The 16,768-nt window shown below is 63.0% G+C and carries 15 protein-coding genes; 7 read left to right on the forward strand and 8 right to left on the reverse strand.

The window, feature by feature from the left end:
• The first annotated feature begins 11 nt into the window (after positions 1–11).
• Complete coding sequence (locus HU763_RS00460) at positions 12–1,613, forward strand: EAL domain-containing protein (protein ID WP_186690219.1); 1,602 nt, start codon at positions 12–14, stop codon at positions 1,611–1,613.
• Here HU763_RS00460 and HU763_RS00465 read toward each other — a convergent pair.
• Both HU763_RS00465 and algB read right to left on the reverse strand, forming a co-directional pair.
• A complete protein-coding gene (locus tag HU763_RS00465) occupies positions 1,592–3,373 on the reverse strand; it encodes a KinB sensor domain-containing domain (RefSeq protein ID WP_186690217.1) in 1,782 nt (593 codons plus the stop codon). The two genes, HU763_RS00460 and HU763_RS00465, sit on opposite strands and share 22 nt — an antisense overlap.
• A complete protein-coding gene (gene algB, locus HU763_RS00470) occupies positions 3,370–4,716 on the reverse strand; it encodes a sigma-54-dependent response regulator transcription factor AlgB (protein ID WP_170027695.1) in 1,347 nt (448 codons plus the stop codon). The genes HU763_RS00465 and algB overlap by 4 nt, the downstream gene beginning before the upstream one ends.
• A 212-nt stretch (positions 4,717–4,928) precedes the next feature.
• Between algB and HU763_RS00475 the strand changes: the two genes are divergently transcribed.
• The 6 genes from HU763_RS00475 to HU763_RS00500 all read left to right on the forward strand — a co-directional run bounded on the left by HU763_RS00475 (position 4,929) and on the right by HU763_RS00500 (position 10,441).
• Entirely contained in the window at positions 4,929–5,750 is an 822-nt protein-coding gene (locus tag HU763_RS00475; RefSeq protein ID WP_186690215.1) for a BON domain-containing protein, read from the forward strand.
• A gap of 178 nt (positions 5,751–5,928) precedes the next feature.
• On the forward strand, positions 5,929–6,219 hold the full coding sequence (locus tag HU763_RS00480; protein WP_170027697.1) for a hypothetical protein: 291 nt from the start codon (positions 5,929–5,931) through the stop codon (positions 6,217–6,219).
• A 42-nt stretch (positions 6,220–6,261) separates the two neighbouring features.
• The gene (locus HU763_RS00485) at positions 6,262–6,423 is read left to right on the forward strand and encodes a DUF1328 domain-containing protein (RefSeq protein WP_003252966.1); all 162 of its coding nucleotides are present in this window, start codon (positions 6,262–6,264) and stop codon (positions 6,421–6,423) included.
• 2 nt (positions 6,424–6,425) lie between these two features.
• Positions 6,426–6,896 (forward strand): inhibitor of vertebrate lysozyme family protein, encoded by a 471-nt coding sequence (locus HU763_RS00490; protein WP_170027698.1) that lies wholly within the window; start codon positions 6,426–6,428, stop codon positions 6,894–6,896.
• 740 nt (positions 6,897–7,636) lie between these two features.
• Entirely contained in the window at positions 7,637–8,965 is a 1,329-nt protein-coding gene (gltP, locus tag HU763_RS00495; protein ID WP_186690213.1) for a glutamate/aspartate:proton symporter GltP, read from the forward strand.
• 246 nt (positions 8,966–9,211) lie between these two features.
• On the forward strand, positions 9,212–10,441 hold the full coding sequence (locus HU763_RS00500; RefSeq protein WP_186690211.1) for a nucleoside recognition domain-containing protein: 1,230 nt from the start codon (positions 9,212–9,214) through the stop codon (positions 10,439–10,441).
• Positions 10,442–10,589: 148 nt separating this feature from the next.
• Here HU763_RS00500 and HU763_RS00505 read toward each other — a convergent pair whose 3' ends face one another.
• The 6 genes from HU763_RS00505 to HU763_RS00530 form a co-directional block, all read right to left on the reverse strand.
• Positions 10,590–11,207, reverse strand: a complete 618-nt coding sequence (locus HU763_RS00505) for an ABC-type transport auxiliary lipoprotein family protein (protein WP_186690209.1) — start codon at positions 11,205–11,207, stop codon at positions 10,590–10,592.
• Positions 11,204–12,142 (reverse strand): MlaD family protein, encoded by a 939-nt coding sequence (locus HU763_RS00510; RefSeq protein WP_170027702.1) that lies wholly within the window; start codon positions 12,140–12,142, stop codon positions 11,204–11,206. Before HU763_RS00510 ends, HU763_RS00505 begins: the two co-directional genes overlap by 4 nt.
• 3 nt (positions 12,143–12,145) lie before the next feature.
• On the reverse strand, positions 12,146–12,937 hold the full coding sequence (locus tag HU763_RS00515; RefSeq protein ID WP_186690207.1) for an ABC transporter ATP-binding protein: 792 nt from the start codon (positions 12,935–12,937) through the stop codon (positions 12,146–12,148).
• Positions 12,934–14,058 (reverse strand): ABC transporter permease, encoded by a 1,125-nt coding sequence (locus HU763_RS00520; RefSeq protein WP_186690205.1) that lies wholly within the window; start codon positions 14,056–14,058, stop codon positions 12,934–12,936. The genes HU763_RS00515 and HU763_RS00520 overlap by 4 nt, the downstream gene beginning before the upstream one ends.
• Positions 14,059–14,177: 119 nt before the next feature.
• Entirely contained in the window at positions 14,178–15,200 is a 1,023-nt protein-coding gene (locus HU763_RS00525) for a DUF5924 family protein (protein WP_186690203.1), read from the reverse strand.
• A 149-nt stretch (positions 15,201–15,349) separates the two neighbouring features.
• Positions 15,350–16,750 (reverse strand): M16 family metallopeptidase, encoded by a 1,401-nt coding sequence (locus HU763_RS00530; protein ID WP_186690201.1) that lies wholly within the window; start codon positions 16,748–16,750, stop codon positions 15,350–15,352.
• Positions 16,751–16,768: the final 18 nt, after the last annotated feature.

Consider the following 16,768-nt stretch of genomic DNA (forward strand, 5'->3'; position numbering starts at 1 on the left):
GGATGCCGTCGATGTCAGCGCTCACCGTGTTGCTGCGCCAAATTTTTTTCCATCCCTGGTTGCTGGCCACCCTGGCAGCATTGGCCAGTGCCGCACTGTTGCTCTCCGCCAGCCTCGGCATTGCCTTGCAGCAGATGAAGCAAAGCGAGAGCGAACAGATGAATGCCCAGGGCGAACGCTTTCTGGAGCGCCTGGAGCAGGTGTTCGGCCAGTTGCGTGAAGGGGTCGACCTGTTGCAGGCCCAGCCCTTGCGCGGTTGCAGCCCGGCGATGCTCACGACACTGCAGCAGGTAAGCCTGAGTTCGCGGTTCATTTATGAGGCGGCGTACGTGGATGGGAGCGTCGCCTGCTCCAGCCGTGGTGACGAGCGGGCCTTCGAACGCTTGCGTGCCCCTGACATTCAGGGGCCGACCTACAGTTATTGGTTGAACACCACGACCGAGCCGAACGAGAACCTGGCCGCGCTGATGTTGGGGCGAGGCAAGTTCGTGGTGTCCACCTCCCGTGGCCACCTGACCGATGTGGTCGACCTTCCTCCAGGCGGTAGCCTGGTGGTGGTATTGGATAATGGCGCCCGGGCCATTCCGGTCCTGGGCCCGCCGCAGGTCTGGCCGCCACCCTCGGCCTGGTCGACCAGCCAGAAGTCGCTGCTCGAACTCAGCGACCGCTTGATCTACCGCATGCCGACCAAGTCACCGGATTACCAGCTGGTGCTGATCGCCCCGCGGGCGAAACTGCCGCTGCGGATGAACGGCATGCTCTGGCTACTGTTCCCCGGTAGCGTGCTGGCAGCCTGCTTCATCGGCTGGGTGGTGCTGCAATTGATCCTGCAGAAGCGCTCGATGAGTTCGGAATTGCAGAACGCCTTGCGCCGCGGTGAGCTGCAGGTGCTCTATCAACCGATCTTCGAACTCGACAGCCGACGCTGCGTGGGGGCCGAGGCCTTGGTGCGCTGGCGCCGCCCGGACGGGACGCTGACCAGCCCGGACCTGTTCATTCCGCTGGCGGAAAACACCGGGCAGATTCGCCAGATCACCGACTTTGTCCTGCAGCGAGTGCTGGAGCAGTTGGGCCAGCTGCTGCGCTCGCACCCCGACTTGTACATTTCGGTGAACCTCGCGGCTTGCGATGTGATGGTGCCGCGGATAGGCCGGGTGGCGGCACGCTTGCTGGCCTTGCACAAAGTGGCGGCCAGGCAGATTGCCTTCGAGGTGACCGAGCGTGGCCTGATCGATGTGGTGGTGGCGCGCGATAACCTGCAGGCACTGCGGGCGGTGGGCCATCAGGTGTTGATCGATGATTTCGGCACGGGTTATTGCAGCCTGGCTTATCTGCAGACCCTGCCGGTGGATTGCCTGAAGATCGACAAGGCGTTCATCGATGCCTTGGGGCATGACGCCGCCAGCAGTGGGGTTGCCCCGCATATCATCCGCATGGCCCATGACCTGCATCTGCGGGTGATTGCCGAAGGCATCGAGAGCGAGGACCAGGCGCTACTGCTCAGTAGCGAAGGGGTTCATTATGGCCAGGGCTGGCTATTTGCCCGGCCGTTGAATGCCCGCCAGTTTGCCGAGTTGGTGACCCGCGGGCGTCAGGCCGGCAGCGCCATGTAGAACTGGGTGCCCTGCCCTGGCCGGGAGAAAACCCCCATGCGCCCGCCATGCAGCTGCACGATCTCCTTGCACAGCGCCAGCCCCAAGCCAGCCCCGCCCTTCTTGCGCCCTACCTGCACGAACGGTTCGAAGATGCGCCCCTGCTGCCCATAGGCGATGCCCTCGCCGTTATCCTCGACGCTGATGATCACCCGTTCCGCATGGCGTCGTGCATGCAGGCGAATCCGCCCGCCGCTGGCAGTATGGCGGATGGCGTTGTGCAACAGGTTGTCCAGGACCCGGTCGAGTTGGGCGACGTCGGCCTGGATGCGTGGCAACGGCGGTTCCAGCTCTCGGATCAGCTCGATCTGCTTGTGCGCTGCCTGCTCGGCAAAGCGCAGTTGCGCACGTTCCAGCAGCTCGTCGATGGCGCACGGGGCCAGCTCGAGCTTCTGCAGCCCGCTCTGGTAGCGACTGAAGTTGAGCAAGTCATTGATCAACTGGGTAAGGCGCTGCATTTCTTCGCCAATGGTTTCCAGCAGGTCCTGCTCGCGAGCCTCGGGTGGGAACTTGAGGCGCTCGCGCAGCAGCCCGAAGGCCATGTGCATGCCGGTTACCGGGGTACGCAGCTCGTGAGAAGCGCGCAGCACGAACTCGCTGCGCACGCGTTCGAAAGCGCGTTGCTCGGTCACATCGTGCAACACCATCACCGCACCGAGGATTGGCCCTTGCGGGTGGCTGACCGGGGTCAGGCTGTAGGTGAGCAGGCGGGTTTCTTCATCGACCTCGATGTTCAGGTCATCCGGTGGGCGGTCGAGGTTGCCGCCGCGCAGCACCTGGCGAATTTGTTGTTCCAGTTCCGGGCGCTGCAAGGCGTCGGCCAGGCTGCTTCCCACGCGGCTGTCGGACCAGCCCAGCTGGCGCTGGGCCACCGGGTTGAGGTGTTCCAGGCGGCCCTGGCGGTCGATGATCAGCAAGCCGTCGTCGATACTGTCCAGTACAGCCTGCAGGCGTTGCTGGCCGGCCAGCAGTTCATCGACATTGGTGGCCTGGTGCTTGCGCAAGGCCTCGGCCATCATGCCGAAGCGGCGGGTCAGCTGGTTGAGCTCGGCGGCCTGGGTCACCGGCAGGGTGACATCGAAATTGCCTTCGCCAAGCTGGTCGGCCGCTTTGGCCAGTGCTTCGATCGGCTGGCCAAAGCGCCGCGCGATGTTGTGCGCAGTGACGAAGCCCAGCACCAGCACTACCAGGCCCATCAGGCCAAGCACGCCGCTGATCAGCAAGGCGTGGTCGCGGGTGAGTTCCTCGCTGCGGGTAATATGCTCCAAAGCCTGTTTGTGGGAATCGATCAGGTCGCTGCGAACCTGGTTGAAGGCGGCGCCCAGCGGCTGCTCTGCACCCATGCTGCGGGCGGGCGCGGCGCTCTCCCGGTAGGCCTGGAGAAATGCCTGGTAATTGCGGCTGGCCTTGCTGAAGCTGGGACGCTCGCCGCCCTGTTCCAGGGCCTGATTGAGCAGGGCCTGGAAATCTTCCTGCAGCAGCCGCAGGCTTTCCGGGGTGGTGTCCTCGTCAAGAATCAGGGTCATCTGTTCGCCGAGGTTCTGGCGCAGTTTCAGCCCAACCTCCAGGACATGGGTCGTATCGCGCACCAATTGCTGTTGCACTGCGGCCATCTGCAGAACACTGACCAACCCCAGCAACAGGCCCAGCAGCGCCACGGTAACCAGCGCCGAAATGCTGAGGAACAGCCGCGTGCGCAGCTTCATGGGTGGCCACTTCATAGGTTGTACTGCTTGCGCTTGCGGTACAGGGTGGAGGCATCGATGCCCAGGGTCTTGGCGGCTTGGTCCAGGGTGTCGCTGGCAGCCAGCACCGCGCCGATATGGGCGCGCTCCAGCTCATCCAGGCTCAGGGCCGCGCCAACGCGCGGGGTGTTGCCTGCGGGCTGCTCGCCCATGCCCAGGTGGCTGACTTCCACGCGCTCCTGCGGGCAGATGATGCTGGCCCGCTCCACCACGTTGCGCAGTTCACGGATGTTGCCGGGCCAGCGGTAGTTGAGCAGCGCTGTTCGGGCTTCGTCACTGAACCCGCGCGCGGGTCGGGAGTATTCCTTGACGAAGCGGGCGAGGAAGCGGTCGGCCAGGGTCAGGATATCTTCACTGCGCTCGCGCAGCGGCGGCAGGTGCAGGGTGATGACGTTCAGGCGGTACAGCAAGTCTTCACGGAAGCGGCTTTCGCGCACCATTTCTTCGAGGTTGAGGTTGGTGGCGGCGAGGATACGTACATCGGCACGGCGGGTGACTGGGTCGCCGACGCGCTCGTACTCCTTGTCCTGAATGAAGCGCAGCAACTTTGGCTGCAAGGTCAGTGGGAAATCACCGATTTCGTCGAGGAACAGCGTGCCGCCGTCGGCCTGGTTGACCCGCCCCAGGGTGCTTTCGCTGGCGCCGGTAAAGGCGCCGCGGGTGTGGCCGAACAGCTCGCTTTCCATCAGTTCGGCGTTCAGCGACGGGCAGTTGATGGTCACGCAGGCTTTGCGCGCCCGCTTGCTCCAGCCGTGGATGGCCCGGGCCAGTTCGCCTTTACCGGTACCGGACTCACCAAGGATGAGGATATTGGCGTCGGTGGTGGCAACCTGGCGGGCGGTTTCCAGCACCGCCATCATCGCCGGGCTGTGCGAGTCCAGGCCGTCCTTGGGCTTGCGCACTTCGCCTTCGAGGGCTTCCAGGCGTGCAGACAGTTGGCGCACTTCCAGCTGCTTGGCGGTGGCCAGGCGCAGCTGGTCGGGGCTGCACGGCTTGACCAGGTAATCGGCCGCGCCGGCCTGGATCGCATCCACCGCCGTGTCGATCGCCGAGTGCGCAGTCACGATCACCACTCGCATCCAGGGGGCCTGGATACGCATTTGCGCCAGCACGTCGAGCCCGTTGTCTTCGCCCAGGCGCAAATCGAGGAAACACAGGTCGAATACCTGGCGCTGCAGCAGGGTTTCGGCCTGCGCCGCGCTATTGGCCGTGGCCACGCTATAGCCCTCATCCTCCAGGCAGTAGCGGAAAGTGCGCAGGATCGCGGACTCGTCATCCACCAGCAGAATGCGGCCTTGAGTGTCCTGAGCTGATTCCATGTCCTGCGCTCCTTAGGGTTAGGTCTTCAAATTAGTGTGGGAAAAATCGGGCAAGTTGCATGGTCAATTCTGAAGGAATCTGTCCTTTGCATGCTAGCCAATGGCCAATCAAAGCCCAGAGGCCGCGCTATTCCGATGATTTGCTTAGAGATGCCGGGTGGCACATTGGTTGCGATGATTTTCAGTATTTGCCTACAGAAGGAGGCATTGCCATGAGCTTTCACCTGCGTACCGCCGTGTTGGCAGCCGCCTTGCTGCCGGTGTTCACCCCGGCATTCGCCGACCCGGTACAGGACGCGCGCCTTGAAGGTGCGCTGCAAACAGCCCTGTCGCTCAACCGCATGCTCGACCTGTTCCGGATCGACGTCGAAGTAAACGGCAAGCAGGCGCGGCTTTCCGGTGAAGTGGAGAACGACGTCGAGCGCCAGTTGGCCGAGCAGGTAGCCCTGGCCACCCGCGGCATCGACAGGGTGGACAACCAGCTGCGGGTCAACGCCCAGCTGGTGGAGCGCCCGCTGGAATTGCGTGCCTACGCCCAGCGTCTGGAAGACGCCACCCTGGCGGCCGTTATCCGCGCCCGGCTGCTGTGGAGCCGCACCACCGAGAACGCCCCTATAGATGTACAAAGCAGCGAGGGCGTGGTGACCCTGCGCGGCAAGGTCGACAGTGCCGAGGCCAAGGAACTCGCAGGCGTGGTGGCGCGTACCACCGATGGCGTGCAGCTGGTGAACAACCTGGTCAGTCTTGATTCGGCTGCCATGGCCAAGGGCAGGGAAGCCCCGGCGGGCGTACCGACCGGGCCGCAACCGAGCGACAGCTGGATCATCGATAAAATCCAGAACAGCTACCGCTTCAGTCGCAACCTTGACGGCCTGAACCTGAAAGTGGCCAGTGAAGAAGGCCTGGTTCGGTTGTCAGGCGAAGTGGTCAGCAGCGAACAGAAAACCATTGCCGTCGAAATCGCCCGGCAGATCGTCGGTGTGCGGGGCGTCGATGCCGACCTGCTCAAGGTGGCGACCAAGGTCGAGGGCTGAGCGATCGTGCAATTCGCACGACGGCCAGGCGGGCATCGTGCAGGATACGAGCTTCGCTGGGTTGGCGATTACTCATAACTCATTGATTTAAAAGGATTTTGCTGAGATTCCTAGGCTGGCATGCTGGCTGCAATTACCTGTTCAGGTTTGAACAAAAATTACAGCAGGAGGAGCCGGCATGAACCGTCAACCCGTCAACCGCTCGCAAGACGCCGCACTGCCCCTGCGCCAGATGCTTTCACTCGCCATGGCGCTGCTGCTGACCTTGGCCGCTGGCCTGTTCTACTACAGCTGGCAGACCGCGCGCCTGGCCGAGCAAGTGGCGGCGCAGACCGCCCTGTTGACCCAGATCCAGGCGACTCATGCCAACACCCTGGTCAAGGCCACCGGCCCGATTTCAGCCGGCCAGGCCACGGCTTCACCGGCCACTGTGGAAACTGTCGTGCCGCAGGATCGCTGGGTCTTCTGACCCGACGGCCAGACCGATTTCGATAAAGAAAGGAGAACCATCATGCTGAGCTGGGCTATCACTTTCCTCATCATCGCCATTGTCGCCGCGGTACTGGGCTTCGGTGGTATCGCAGGCGCTGCAACAGGTATCGCGAAGATTCTGTTCATTGTCTTCCTGGTGCTGTTCGTAGCCTCCTTCTTCTTTGGACGTGGACGAGGTTGAAGATGGGCAGGAAGCGTTGGACAGCCCTGGCTGCCGCCCTGTTGATGGGCGGCAGTGCGGCGGCGATGGCGGCCAATGACGGCCAGGTCCGGGTCGACCAGTTGCTCGGCTCGGACCCGGAATATCGGGAAACCTGGCAGGACGCAATCGAAGGCGAGGAACGCCTGCCCGATTGGGTGGTCAATCTGACCGGCAGTTCCCAGCAACAGATGTCGGCCGTTACCGAGGATGGCGACAAGTATCTGGTTGGCCCGTTGTGTGAACGACAGGACAACTGCACCTACAAGCGCCTGATCGTGGCGTTCAGCTGGGACAAGGACGATGCATACGGGATGCTCGTGGAGGTACCCGAAGGCTTGCCCAAGGACAAATCGCCAACCCGCCATGCCCAGTATCGCTGGTTGGGTAAGCCGGATGACGGCATGAAGGCGATGCTGCAAGAGCAACTCAAGCGTGACCCGAACTGGTACTGAGCGCCTGCGCGGTACATATGAAGAGTCACGCACTGTCACGTAATAGAAGCCGAACCTTTCTATAGTTCGGCCTTCTATGATGCGCCGCCCCGAGGAGGGGCAGCACATGACCAAGGGGCCGGGCCGTTCTGATTGCTACAGGATCGGAGTGGCCTAGGGGTACAGGGAGTGCCTCCAGCATTGGGCCGGGTCAGGAAAGGCGGAATCGGAAGCATCAGGTCGGCGGTGCCACAAGGGCACCTGGCCAGACCTGGCTTCCGAGGAGCCATAGGGCAACCTCCTCTTTCCCTGCGCGAATTCCCTCCCGAGACACATTTTGTTTCGACCGTACATCATTTTTTTTTCCACAGCCGACTCGTCAATCAAGCGGCATTTGCGCCATTCGGATAGTCGAACAAGCCATCCTCCTAGCTCTTTCCACCCCGCCAAATCTGCCGAAAATTGGCGTTTTGGTCTTGTTCGGGATTCCGAACGTTATAAATCAAGCACTTGCGAACTCATCCTGGGGGTCAAAAAGCCTATGCACGAACGGCATGGGGTATGCGCTTCCGGCATTAGATTTCCCCCTTTGCCATCGCAATAGTTGCGGCCTTTTTCGCTGGCCGAGCGTTCTGTCGTTCGCCTGCGGTGTCCTTACATGAACTCGTCGGACGCACCATCCGTTGCCCATCAACAGGGCAATGGCTCTGTTACAAGCGTTCCGCCGGGTGCCCATGACCACTAGAACAAAGGGTAAAGACATGAAGAAGGCAAAACTGAGCCTCGCCTGGCAGATCGTCATCGGTCTGATCCTGGGTGTTGCAATCGGCGCGCTACTGAATCATTTCAGTGCAGAAAAGGCATGGTGGATCAGCAACGTCCTCCAGCCCGCTGGTGACATCTTCATTCGCCTGATCAAGATGATCGTCGTCCCGATCGTGATTTCGTCGCTGATCGTGGGTATCGCCGGGGTTGGCGACGCGAAAAAACTCGGCAGCATCGGCCTGAAGACCATCATCTACTTCGAAGTGGTGACCACCATCGCCATTGTCGTGGGTCTGGTCCTGGCAAACCTGTTCCACCCTGGCGCCGGTATCGACATGAGCACCCTGGGTACCGTGGACATCTCCAAGTACCAGGCTACTGCAGCCGAAGTGCAGCATGAGCATGCCTTCATCGAGACCCTGCTCAACCTGATCCCGTCGAACATCTTCGCAGCGCTGATGCGTGGCGAAATGCTGCCGATCATCTTCTTCTCGGTGATGTTCGGCCTGGGCCTGTCGAGCCTGCAGGCAGAGCTGCGTGACCCGCTGGTACGTACCTTCCAGGCGGTTTCCGAGACCATGTTCAAGGTCACCCACATGATCATGAACTACGCCCCGATCGGCGTGTTCGCCCTGATCGCCGTGACCGTTGCCAACTTCGGCTTCAGCTCGCTGCTGCCGCTGGCCAAGCTGGTGCTGCTGGTGTACTTCGCCATCGCCTTCTTCGCCTTCATGGTGCTGGGCCTGGTCGCCCGCCTGTTCGGCTTCTCGGTGATCAAGATCATGCGCATCATGAAAGATGAGCTGATCCTCGCCTACTCCACCTCCAGCTCGGAAACCGTGCTGCCGCGCGTGATCGAGAAAATGGAGAAGTACGGTGCGCCGAAATCGATCTGCTCGTTCGTGGTACCGACCGGCTACTCCTTCAACCTCGACGGTTCGACCCTGTACCAGAGCATCGCGGCCATCTTCATCGCCCAGCTGTACGGTATCGACCTGTCGTGGAGCCAGCAGCTGCTGCTGGTCCTGACCCTGATGGTCACTTCCAAAGGTATCGCTGGCGTACCGGGCGTGTCCTTCGTGGTCCTGCTGGCTACCCTGGGCAGTGTGGGCATTCCGCTGGAAGGCCTGGCCTTTATCGCCGGTGTCGACCGCATCATGGACATGGCCCGTACCGCCTTGAACGTGGTGGGCAACGCCCTGGCAGCCCTGGTCATCGCTCGTTGGGAAGGCATGTACGATGCTGCCAAGGGCGACAAGTACTACGCCTCGCTGATGGCCGACAAACAGGAAGCCGCGGTGGTTGGCGAAGCTGCCAAGCGCTGAGCCTCACCTACGTTTGACCAAGAGCCCCGACTTGTCGGGGCTTTTTGTTTTCCGGTGTGTTTGCGGTAGGCGCGGCCTTGCGTTGCGAAAGGGGCGCAGAGCGGCCCCGGTAATTTTGAGCAGCGAAGCTTGAGCCCTGGGGCGCTGCGCACCCTCTGGCGAGACAAGGCTGTTGCTACACGCAAGCGCGGCCGCCAGGGGCCGCGATACGCTATCATTCGGGCATTTTTCAGGGGGATCACACGGATGCTCAACGGCCTTTGGCTTGGTTTTTTCCTGGTGGCGGCAGTCTCCGCCCTGGCGCAATGGCTGGTTGGCGGCAACGCCGGTATCTTCGCGGCCATGGTCGAGAGCATCTTTGCCATGGCCAAGCTGTCGGTCGAGGTCATGGTGCTGTTGTTCGGCACCCTGACCCTTTGGCTGGGCTTTCTCAAGATTGCCGAGAAGGCTGGCATCGTCGAGTGGCTGGCCAAGGTGCTTGGCCCGTTATTCGCCCGCCTGATGCCCGAGGTCCCGCCCGGCCACCCTGCCCTGGGCCTGATCACCATGAACTTTGCCGCCAACGGCCTGGGCCTGGACAATGCTGCCACGCCGATCGGCCTGAAGGCCATGCGCGCGCTGCAGGAGCTGAACCCCAGCAGTACCACGGCGAGCAATGCGCAGATCCTGTTCCTGGTGCTCAACGCCTCGTCGCTGACCTTGCTGCCGGTGACCATCTTCATGTACCGGGCGCAGCAGGGCGCAGCGGACCCGACCATGGTATTCCTGCCCATCCTGTTGGCCACCAGTGTCTCGACCATGGTCGGCCTGCTGTCGGTGGCGGTGATGCAGCGCTTGCGCCTGTGGGATCCGGTGGTGCTCGCCTACCTGATCCCCGGTGCCTTGCTGCTGGGCGGCTTCATGGCGTTCCTCGGTACCCTGTCGGCGGCTGCGCTGGCCAGCCTGTCGTCGATCCTGGGCAATCTCACCCTGTTTGGCGTGATCATCCTGTTCCTGGTGATTGGTGCCCTGAGGCGGGTGCAGGTGTATGAAGCCTTTATCGAAGGCGCCAAGGAAGGTTTCGATGTAGCCAAAGACCTGTTGCCTTATCTGGTGGCGATGTTGGTGGCGGTGGGCGTGCTGCGCGCGTCTGGCGCCCTGGAAATGGCCCTCGACGGCATTCGCCACCTGGTGACCTGGATGGGCCTGGACACCCGCTTCGTCGAGGGCCTGCCCACGGCGCTGGTCAAGCCGTTCTCTGGCAGTGCCGCGCGGGCGATGCTGATCGAGACCATGCAGACCCAGGGCGTCGACAGCTTCCCGGCGCTGGTGGCAGCGACCATCCAGGGCAGCACCGAAACCACCTTCTATGTGCTGGCGGTGTACTTCGGTGCGGTGGGTATCCAGCGGGTGCGCCATGCGGTTGGTTGCGCATTGCTGGCGGAATTGTGCGGTGTCATAGCAGCGATCTTCGTCTGCTACTGGTTCTTCGCCTGAGTTATCTGCGCTACGGGCTGTTGTAGGAGCGGCCTTGCGTCGCGATGGGGCGCGAAGCGGCCCCGGCGATTTCTGCGTTGACGCTGGCCCGGGCCGCTGCGCGCGTCATCGCGACGCAAGGCCGCTCCTACACAACGCGGACAGGCTTTCAGGGCGCGGGAACGCTACCTGCCTGGGCAATGGTCCAGCCCACCACCTGCGAAGTCAGCTGGTCACAAGCCTGGCCAAAGCCTGCGACTACCGCTGACACCTGCCGTTCGGCCATTGGTTTGCGGATTTCGAAGCGTTTGCTGGCGAGGACGCGCTGAGTGCGCCCCTGTACCAGCCGTGCGTCATAGCGAATCACCACTTCCACCACCCCGTCCGCCCGGTATTCGCTTTGGAACGCCTGCAGCTCGCCGGCCAGTTCGAAGTCGGCCTGCAGATTGCTGTCGTCGGCGCTCAGCCGCCGTACCTGGCCGTCACGCTGAAAGCCGTCCAGCAGGCGATTGCGCAGCAGCACCGGCACCGCGTCGCTCCAGCGTGCGCCCTTGTAGCTGCTGACCACGTTGCCCTGGGGAATCACGGCAATCCGCGGACCGGCCAGCACCTCGCTGGCCAGCGGCTTGTTCAGGCGCAGTGACCAGTCCAGCGCTGGCACTGTACGGCTGGGTTGGTTGACCGGCAGGCGATAGAGGTCGACGGGTTCGCTCTGCGGCAGGATCGAGCAGGCACTGGCCAGGCTCAGCGCAGCCGCCAGGGCCAGCAGGCGCAGCGACGGTTTCATGGCTGGAACTCCTTGTTGTTGTCGCGGCCTAGCAGGTAGCCGCTGGGGTCGGCCTCCAGCTGCCGGGAAATACCCTTGAGTGCGTTGAGCGTTTCGCGCAGTTCGCGAATCGCCGGGCTGAGTTGGTTCAGGCCCTGGGCGCCGTCGCCGATCGCTTCGCGGTTGTCCTCGAGCAGGCGGTTGATGGTTGCGGTGCTTTCGGCCAACGACTGCATGGCCTGCTCGGCGCTGCCGATCGCCTGTTTGCCCTCGCTGCCCAGCAGGCCATTGGCATTACGCATCAGCGCCTGGGTTTCAGCCAGGGTGGCGCTGGCTTGCTTGCCCACCTCCACCAGTTGCTCGATGGCCTGGGTGATGCTGCCGTGCTGGCCGGCGAAGGCGCCAGTGGTCTTGTCGAGGTTGGCCAGGGTGTTGCTGAGGTGGCCAATGTTGTCGTCGGAGAACATCTGGTTGGCGTTGTGCAGCAGCAGGTTGATGTTGGTCACCAGGTCGCTGCTGTCATTGAGCAGCCGCGAGATCGGCGAGGGCGAAGCGATGATCACTGGTAGCTTGCCGTCCTTGCCTTTCAGTTCAGGGCTTTGCGGGGTGCCGCCGCTGAGCTGGATGAACGAGTTGCCGGTCACGCCGGCCAGGGTCAGCTTGGCCTGGGTGTCTTCCTTCACTGGGGTGTCTGCGCTCAAGCGCACCCGTGCCAGTACCCGGCGGGGGTCTTTCGGGTCCAGGCGCAGGGTCGACACGTCACCCACCTTGATCCCGTTGTACTGCACCGGGCTGCCGCGCGACAGGCCAGAGACCGCTTCGTTGAACACCACCTCGTAGTCCTTGAAGGCGTCGTCGACACTGGATTTGGTCAGCCACAGGCCGAACAGCATGGCGCCGGCCACCACCAGGACGGTGACCAGGCCGATAAGGACGTGATGGGCTCGGGTTTCCATTGCTCAGCGCTCCTGCCCGGCTCGGACGGCGGCCTGTTCGGCTGCGCGCCCGCGTGGGCCATGAAAATATTCTTGAATCCAGGCGTCGCTGGCCTGTTCGACCTCGGCCAGCGGGCCGGCGACCAGGACCTTCTTCTGCGACAGCACGGCGATGCGGTCGGTGATGGTGTAGAGGGTGTCGAGGTCGTGGGTGATAAGGAATACCGACAGGCCCAGCGCGTCACGCAGGGTCAGGATCAGTTGGTCGAAGGCGGCGGCGCCAATCGGGTCCAGGCCGGCGGTGGGCTCGTCGAGGAACAGGATGTCAGGGTCCAGCGCCAAGGCGCGGGCCAGTGCCGCGCGCTTGATCATGCCGCCGGACAGCGAGGCCGGGTACTTGTCAGCGGCTGAGATCGGCAAGCCGGCCAGGGCCAGCTTCACCCCGGCCAGATGCTCGGCATCGGCGCGGGACAGCCCGGCATGCTCGATCAACGGCAAGGCCACGTTCTCGGTCACCGTCAGCGAGGAAAACAACGCGCCCTTCTGGAACAGCACGCCGAAGCGCCGCTCGACCAGTGAGCGTTGCTCTTCGCGCAGGCCGGCCAGATCCTGGCCGAACACCTTGATCTGCCCCTCATTGGGCCGCCGCAGGCCGATGATACTGCGCAGCAGTACCGATTTGCCGCTGCCTGAGCCACCGACCACGGCGAGGATCTCGCCGCGGTACAGGTCGAGGTCGAGGTTTTCATGCACGCTCTGGCGGCCAAAGCGGTTGCAGATGCCCCGCGCCTCGATCACGCGTTCCCGGCCACTCACCAGCCCATCTCCATGAAGAACAGGGCGGCCACCGCGTCCAGCACGATGACCACGAATATCGACTGCACCACTGCCGAGGTGGTATGCGCCCCTACCGATTCGGCGCTGCCGCTGACCTTGAAGCCTTCCAGGCAGCCAATGGCGGCAATCAGGAAGGCGAAGAACGGCGCCTTGGCCAGGCCCACCAGGAAATGTTGTACGCCGATGTCGCTTTGCAGCAGCGACAGGAACATGGCTGGTGAAATGTCCAGCGACAGCGCACATACCACCGCGCCGCCGGCGATGCCGCAGATCATCGCGACAAAGGTGAGCAAGGGCAGCGAAATCAGCAAGGCCAGTACCCGTGGCACCACCAGCAGTTCCATGGGGTTCAGGCCCAGGGTGCGGATGGCGTCGATCTCCTCGTTGGCCTTCATCGAGCCGATCTGTGCGGTGAACGCACTGGCGGTGCGGCCGGCCATGAGGATGGCGGTCAGCAGCACGGCGAACTCGCGCAGGAACGAGAAGGCCACCAGGTCGACGGTGAAGATGGTCGCGCCGAAATCAGCCAGCACCGTGGCGCCGAGGAAGGCTACCACCGCGCCCACCAGGAAGGTCAGCAAGGCGACGATGGGCGCGGCATCCAGGCCAGTCTGTTCGATGTGCGCGACGACCGGGGTAAAGCGCCAGCGATGCGGTTGCAGGGCGCGGCGCATAAGGGTTTCGAGAATCACGCCAACGAAGCCGAGCAACTGCAGGCTGTCTTGCCACAAGGTGCCGACGGCGCAGCCGATGCGTTCCAGCAGCAACAGCAGCACGTTGCGCTCGGGCTCCTTGACCGGAATGCAGTAGTCCTGCACGGAGCAATACACGTTCTTCAGCAGTGCGCGGCTGGCTTCGGGCAGTTGGTCGGTGCAGTGCGACAGGCGCTCGGCACCGAGCAGTTCGGCCAGCAGCGAGGCCCCGGCGGTATCCAGGCGCCCCAGTTGGCTGAGATCGGCAACGGTATCGGCGGCGTACTGTGCGCGCAGATGCTCGCTGTCACGCTTGAGGCTGGCGTAATGCGCCAGCGTCCAGTCGCCGGTAATGCGCAGGCAAGCCGGTTGGCTACTGGTGTCCAGGGTGGCGCTGGGTGGGGTCATCGGGCTCCATGCTCCTGACTCGGCAGTGAGGCTCAGGGCCTGATCATAGCGCAGCGGGCAGGGGCTGTTTGGTGATTATGTGCTGTGTGGGGCACGGGGGGCACAACGTCTCTCCCTCATCATTGCGCTGGCGTGTCGTCGACCACTTTGAAGCGCAGTACGCCAATCACCTGCCCATCTTCGGTCAGTACCCTTACCTGCCACTTGCCCTCCGGGTTCGGCGGGAAGTTCTGTTTGTGCGTCCAGGCGCGGTAGCCTTCCTTGCGGCCGCCATGGATGTCCAGGGCAATGCGGTCGACCTCCTGGCCATCTTTTTGCCAGACGTGGTAGATCCGTTCGTTCAGGCCGCGTGGCGCATTGATCGCGGTATAGGCATACAGCCCGTCGCTGCTGATGCGGCTGGCCGCGATTTCTTTCAGCGAAGCGCCTGGTTGGCGGTTCTGCACCTCGGTGCTGACCGCGACGTCGGTCATCCACAGGGTCGCCGGTGGCACCCATGAGCGCAGCAGCCACCCGCCGCCGCCGACCGACAGGGTAACCAGCACCAGGGCGACGGCACGCCGCCAGTTGTTGATCGGGAAGCTGCTGGCCAGGCTGGGGAACGACAGTGCCATGGCGATGATCAGGGCCAGCTTGAAACTTTGCGCGGTGGTCAGGTGCAGGATGATCGGCAGCGCAGTGAGCAATGCGGCGAACAGGGTCAGCGTATGCAGCGCCAGGAACAGCCAACGCCGTGGTGCCAGCCACTTGTAGTAGAGCGGGTCGATGATCGAGACCAGGCCGGCGGCGCCGAGCAGGCCGGTGAACACCAGTTGGCTGCTGTTCCAGGTGGTGGTGACGAAGAAGAATGGCAGCACGAAGAACAGCGATTCCTGGTGAATCATCTGCGTTGCATAGCGCAACAGCGGTTGCGGAATTTCGCGGTTGAAGATCCGCGCGAACAGGCCGGTGAGGGTGTTCTCCAGCATCAGCCAGACCCAGCTGACCAGCATCAGCACGGCCACCCAGCTGGCCAGGCTGGCCTGACGGTCAACCAGGATGAAACTGCCGATGCCTGAAAGGAAACCGCCAAGCGCAATGATGCCGGGGTAGCGTTTGAGCAGATCGATGATGCGCTGGACGATGCGGGGTATGTGGGGCATTGGCTCTACAACGGAGAAGATGAGGTGGCTGTGCCGGCCGCTTCGCGGGCATGCCCGCTCCCACAAGGCTCAGCGATAAAGCGCTCCTTGTGGGTCGGGCGTGCCCGCGAAGCGGCCGGTAATGGCAAAAGGATACCGCCGATTACACGCTAGCGTGTAGCGCCGCCCGGTTTTTCCGGGCCATGCCGACGCCAGCGCAACAGCCCTGCCGCAAGGATCAGCCCCAACAGCAAGGCCGCCAGGCCATAAAGGTCATCATAGCCAAGCAACGGCTTCTCGACGCGCACATAACCATCCTTCTTGAGCAATGCCTTGAGCGCTTCATTGGCCTGCTCCAGGCTCACCTGGCGCAGCTTGCGCGCAGGGTCGGTGAAGCGCCCGTCGTTGTAGTCGTTCAGGGCACCCCAGTAATAGTCGGCCAAGGCACTGTTACCCTGGGTGCTCCAGCTTTCCTTGGCAACGCTGGCGTCCTTGATGCGGGCAAAGGTGTCCGGGTCGAGGCCTTCCTTGCGCAGGTGGTCGAACAACGCTTGCATCACCTTGACCGCCTGGTCGATGTCTTCGCGTTCAAGGTCGGCATTGAGGCTGAGCAGGCCGGTGTCGCCAAAGCTTTCACGTTGCGCCGAAGGGCCGTAGGACAGCCCGTTGCGCAGGCGCAGCTGGTCATACAGCGCCCATTCCAGGTAATGCGACAGCAGGTCAAGGGTGGCCTGGTGGTCGTTGTCCAGCACTGGCTCGACGAACAGCCAGTGCAGCTTGACGTTGTCACCCAGCCAGCCACGGGTCAGGTCGCGGCGCTGCTCGGCCTGCTGGCTGATGCTTTCCAGGGTACGGCGCTCTTCCGGCTCGCTGGCAGGCAGTTCGCCGAAGGTACGTTCCAGGTAGGCCGGCAGCAGGCGGTCGAGGCCGCCGACCATGATCAGGGTCATGTTGTTGGCCGCGTACCAGTGGTCACGCAAGGTTTGCACCTGCTCCAAGGTCATGTCGTCGAGGTTGGAGCGCTCCGGGCACTTCAGGCCCAGTTCGGTGGCCAGCTGGTCGCTGGCGGGGTGGCCGATGTCCTGGCGGTCGAGCCAGCGCTGCAGGTGGCCATAGTGGCCGCCATCCTCGCGCTCGATGATGCGCTTGGCGGTGGCCAGCGTTTTGGCATCGATCTGGGTGTCGCGGATAACTGCCAGCAGCAGGTCGAGGACCTTGCGCTGGTTACGCGCTGGCGCTTCGATGACGAACGTGGTGTCGGCGCTGCTGGTATAGGCGTTCCATTCGCCACCCAGCGCCTGCAGGCGCTCTTCCAGGCCACCTTCGCCGCTTTCATCGATGCCGCTGAACAGCAAGTGCTCAAGCAGGTGTGGCAGCTCCTTCTGCTCGCAATTGAAGTCGTCCAGGCCTACGCCGACTACCAGGCGGATCGCCACATGGTCACGTTCGTAGCCGTTTTTCAGGATGACCTGCAGGCCATTGGGCAACAGGTAGCCTTCAACCCGCGAGCGGTCGAGGGCGAATGTGGGCAGGCTGCAGATCAGCAGGCAAACGAACATCAGGCAACGCATGGGCGAGCTTGGGTCCTC

Source organism: Pseudomonas anuradhapurensis, assembly GCF_014269225.2.
In the GTDB taxonomy this organism is placed as follows: Bacteria; Pseudomonadota; Gammaproteobacteria; order Pseudomonadales; family Pseudomonadaceae; genus Aquipseudomonas; species Aquipseudomonas anuradhapurensis.

Excerpts from the sequence above, each read along its gene's own strand:
- HU763_RS00520 (WP_186690205.1), bottom strand. The coding sequence starts at position 14,058 with ATGACCCCACCCAGCGCCACCCTGGACACCAGTAGCCAACCGGCTTGC.
- HU763_RS00485 (WP_003252966.1), top strand. The coding sequence starts at position 6,262 with ATGCTGAGCTGGGCTATCACTTTCCTCATCATCGCCATTGTCGCCGCG.
- HU763_RS00530 (WP_186690201.1), bottom strand. The coding sequence starts at position 16,750 with ATGCGTTGCCTGATGTTCGTTTGCCTGCTGATCTGCAGCCTGCCCACA.
- HU763_RS00490 (WP_170027698.1), top strand. The coding sequence starts at position 6,426 with ATGGGCAGGAAGCGTTGGACAGCCCTGGCTGCCGCCCTGTTGATGGGC.
- gltP (WP_186690213.1), top strand. The coding sequence starts at position 7,637 with ATGAAGAAGGCAAAACTGAGCCTCGCCTGGCAGATCGTCATCGGTCTG.
- HU763_RS00500 (WP_186690211.1), top strand. The coding sequence starts at position 9,212 with ATGCTCAACGGCCTTTGGCTTGGTTTTTTCCTGGTGGCGGCAGTCTCC.
- algB (WP_170027695.1), bottom strand. The coding sequence starts at position 4,716 with ATGGAATCAGCTCAGGACACTCAAGGCCGCATTCTGCTGGTGGATGAC.
- HU763_RS00475 (WP_186690215.1), top strand. The coding sequence starts at position 4,929 with ATGAGCTTTCACCTGCGTACCGCCGTGTTGGCAGCCGCCTTGCTGCCG.
- HU763_RS00505 (WP_186690209.1), bottom strand. The coding sequence starts at position 11,207 with ATGAAACCGTCGCTGCGCCTGCTGGCCCTGGCGGCTGCGCTGAGCCTG.
- HU763_RS00510 (WP_170027702.1), bottom strand. The coding sequence starts at position 12,142 with ATGGAAACCCGAGCCCATCACGTCCTTATCGGCCTGGTCACCGTCCTG.
- HU763_RS00460 (WP_186690219.1), top strand. The coding sequence starts at position 12 with ATGTCAGCGCTCACCGTGTTGCTGCGCCAAATTTTTTTCCATCCCTGG.
- HU763_RS00465 (WP_186690217.1), bottom strand. The coding sequence starts at position 3,373 with ATGAAGTGGCCACCCATGAAGCTGCGCACGCGGCTGTTCCTCAGCATT.
- HU763_RS00525 (WP_186690203.1), bottom strand. The coding sequence starts at position 15,200 with ATGCCCCACATACCCCGCATCGTCCAGCGCATCATCGATCTGCTCAAA.
- HU763_RS00480 (WP_170027697.1), top strand. The coding sequence starts at position 5,929 with ATGAACCGTCAACCCGTCAACCGCTCGCAAGACGCCGCACTGCCCCTG.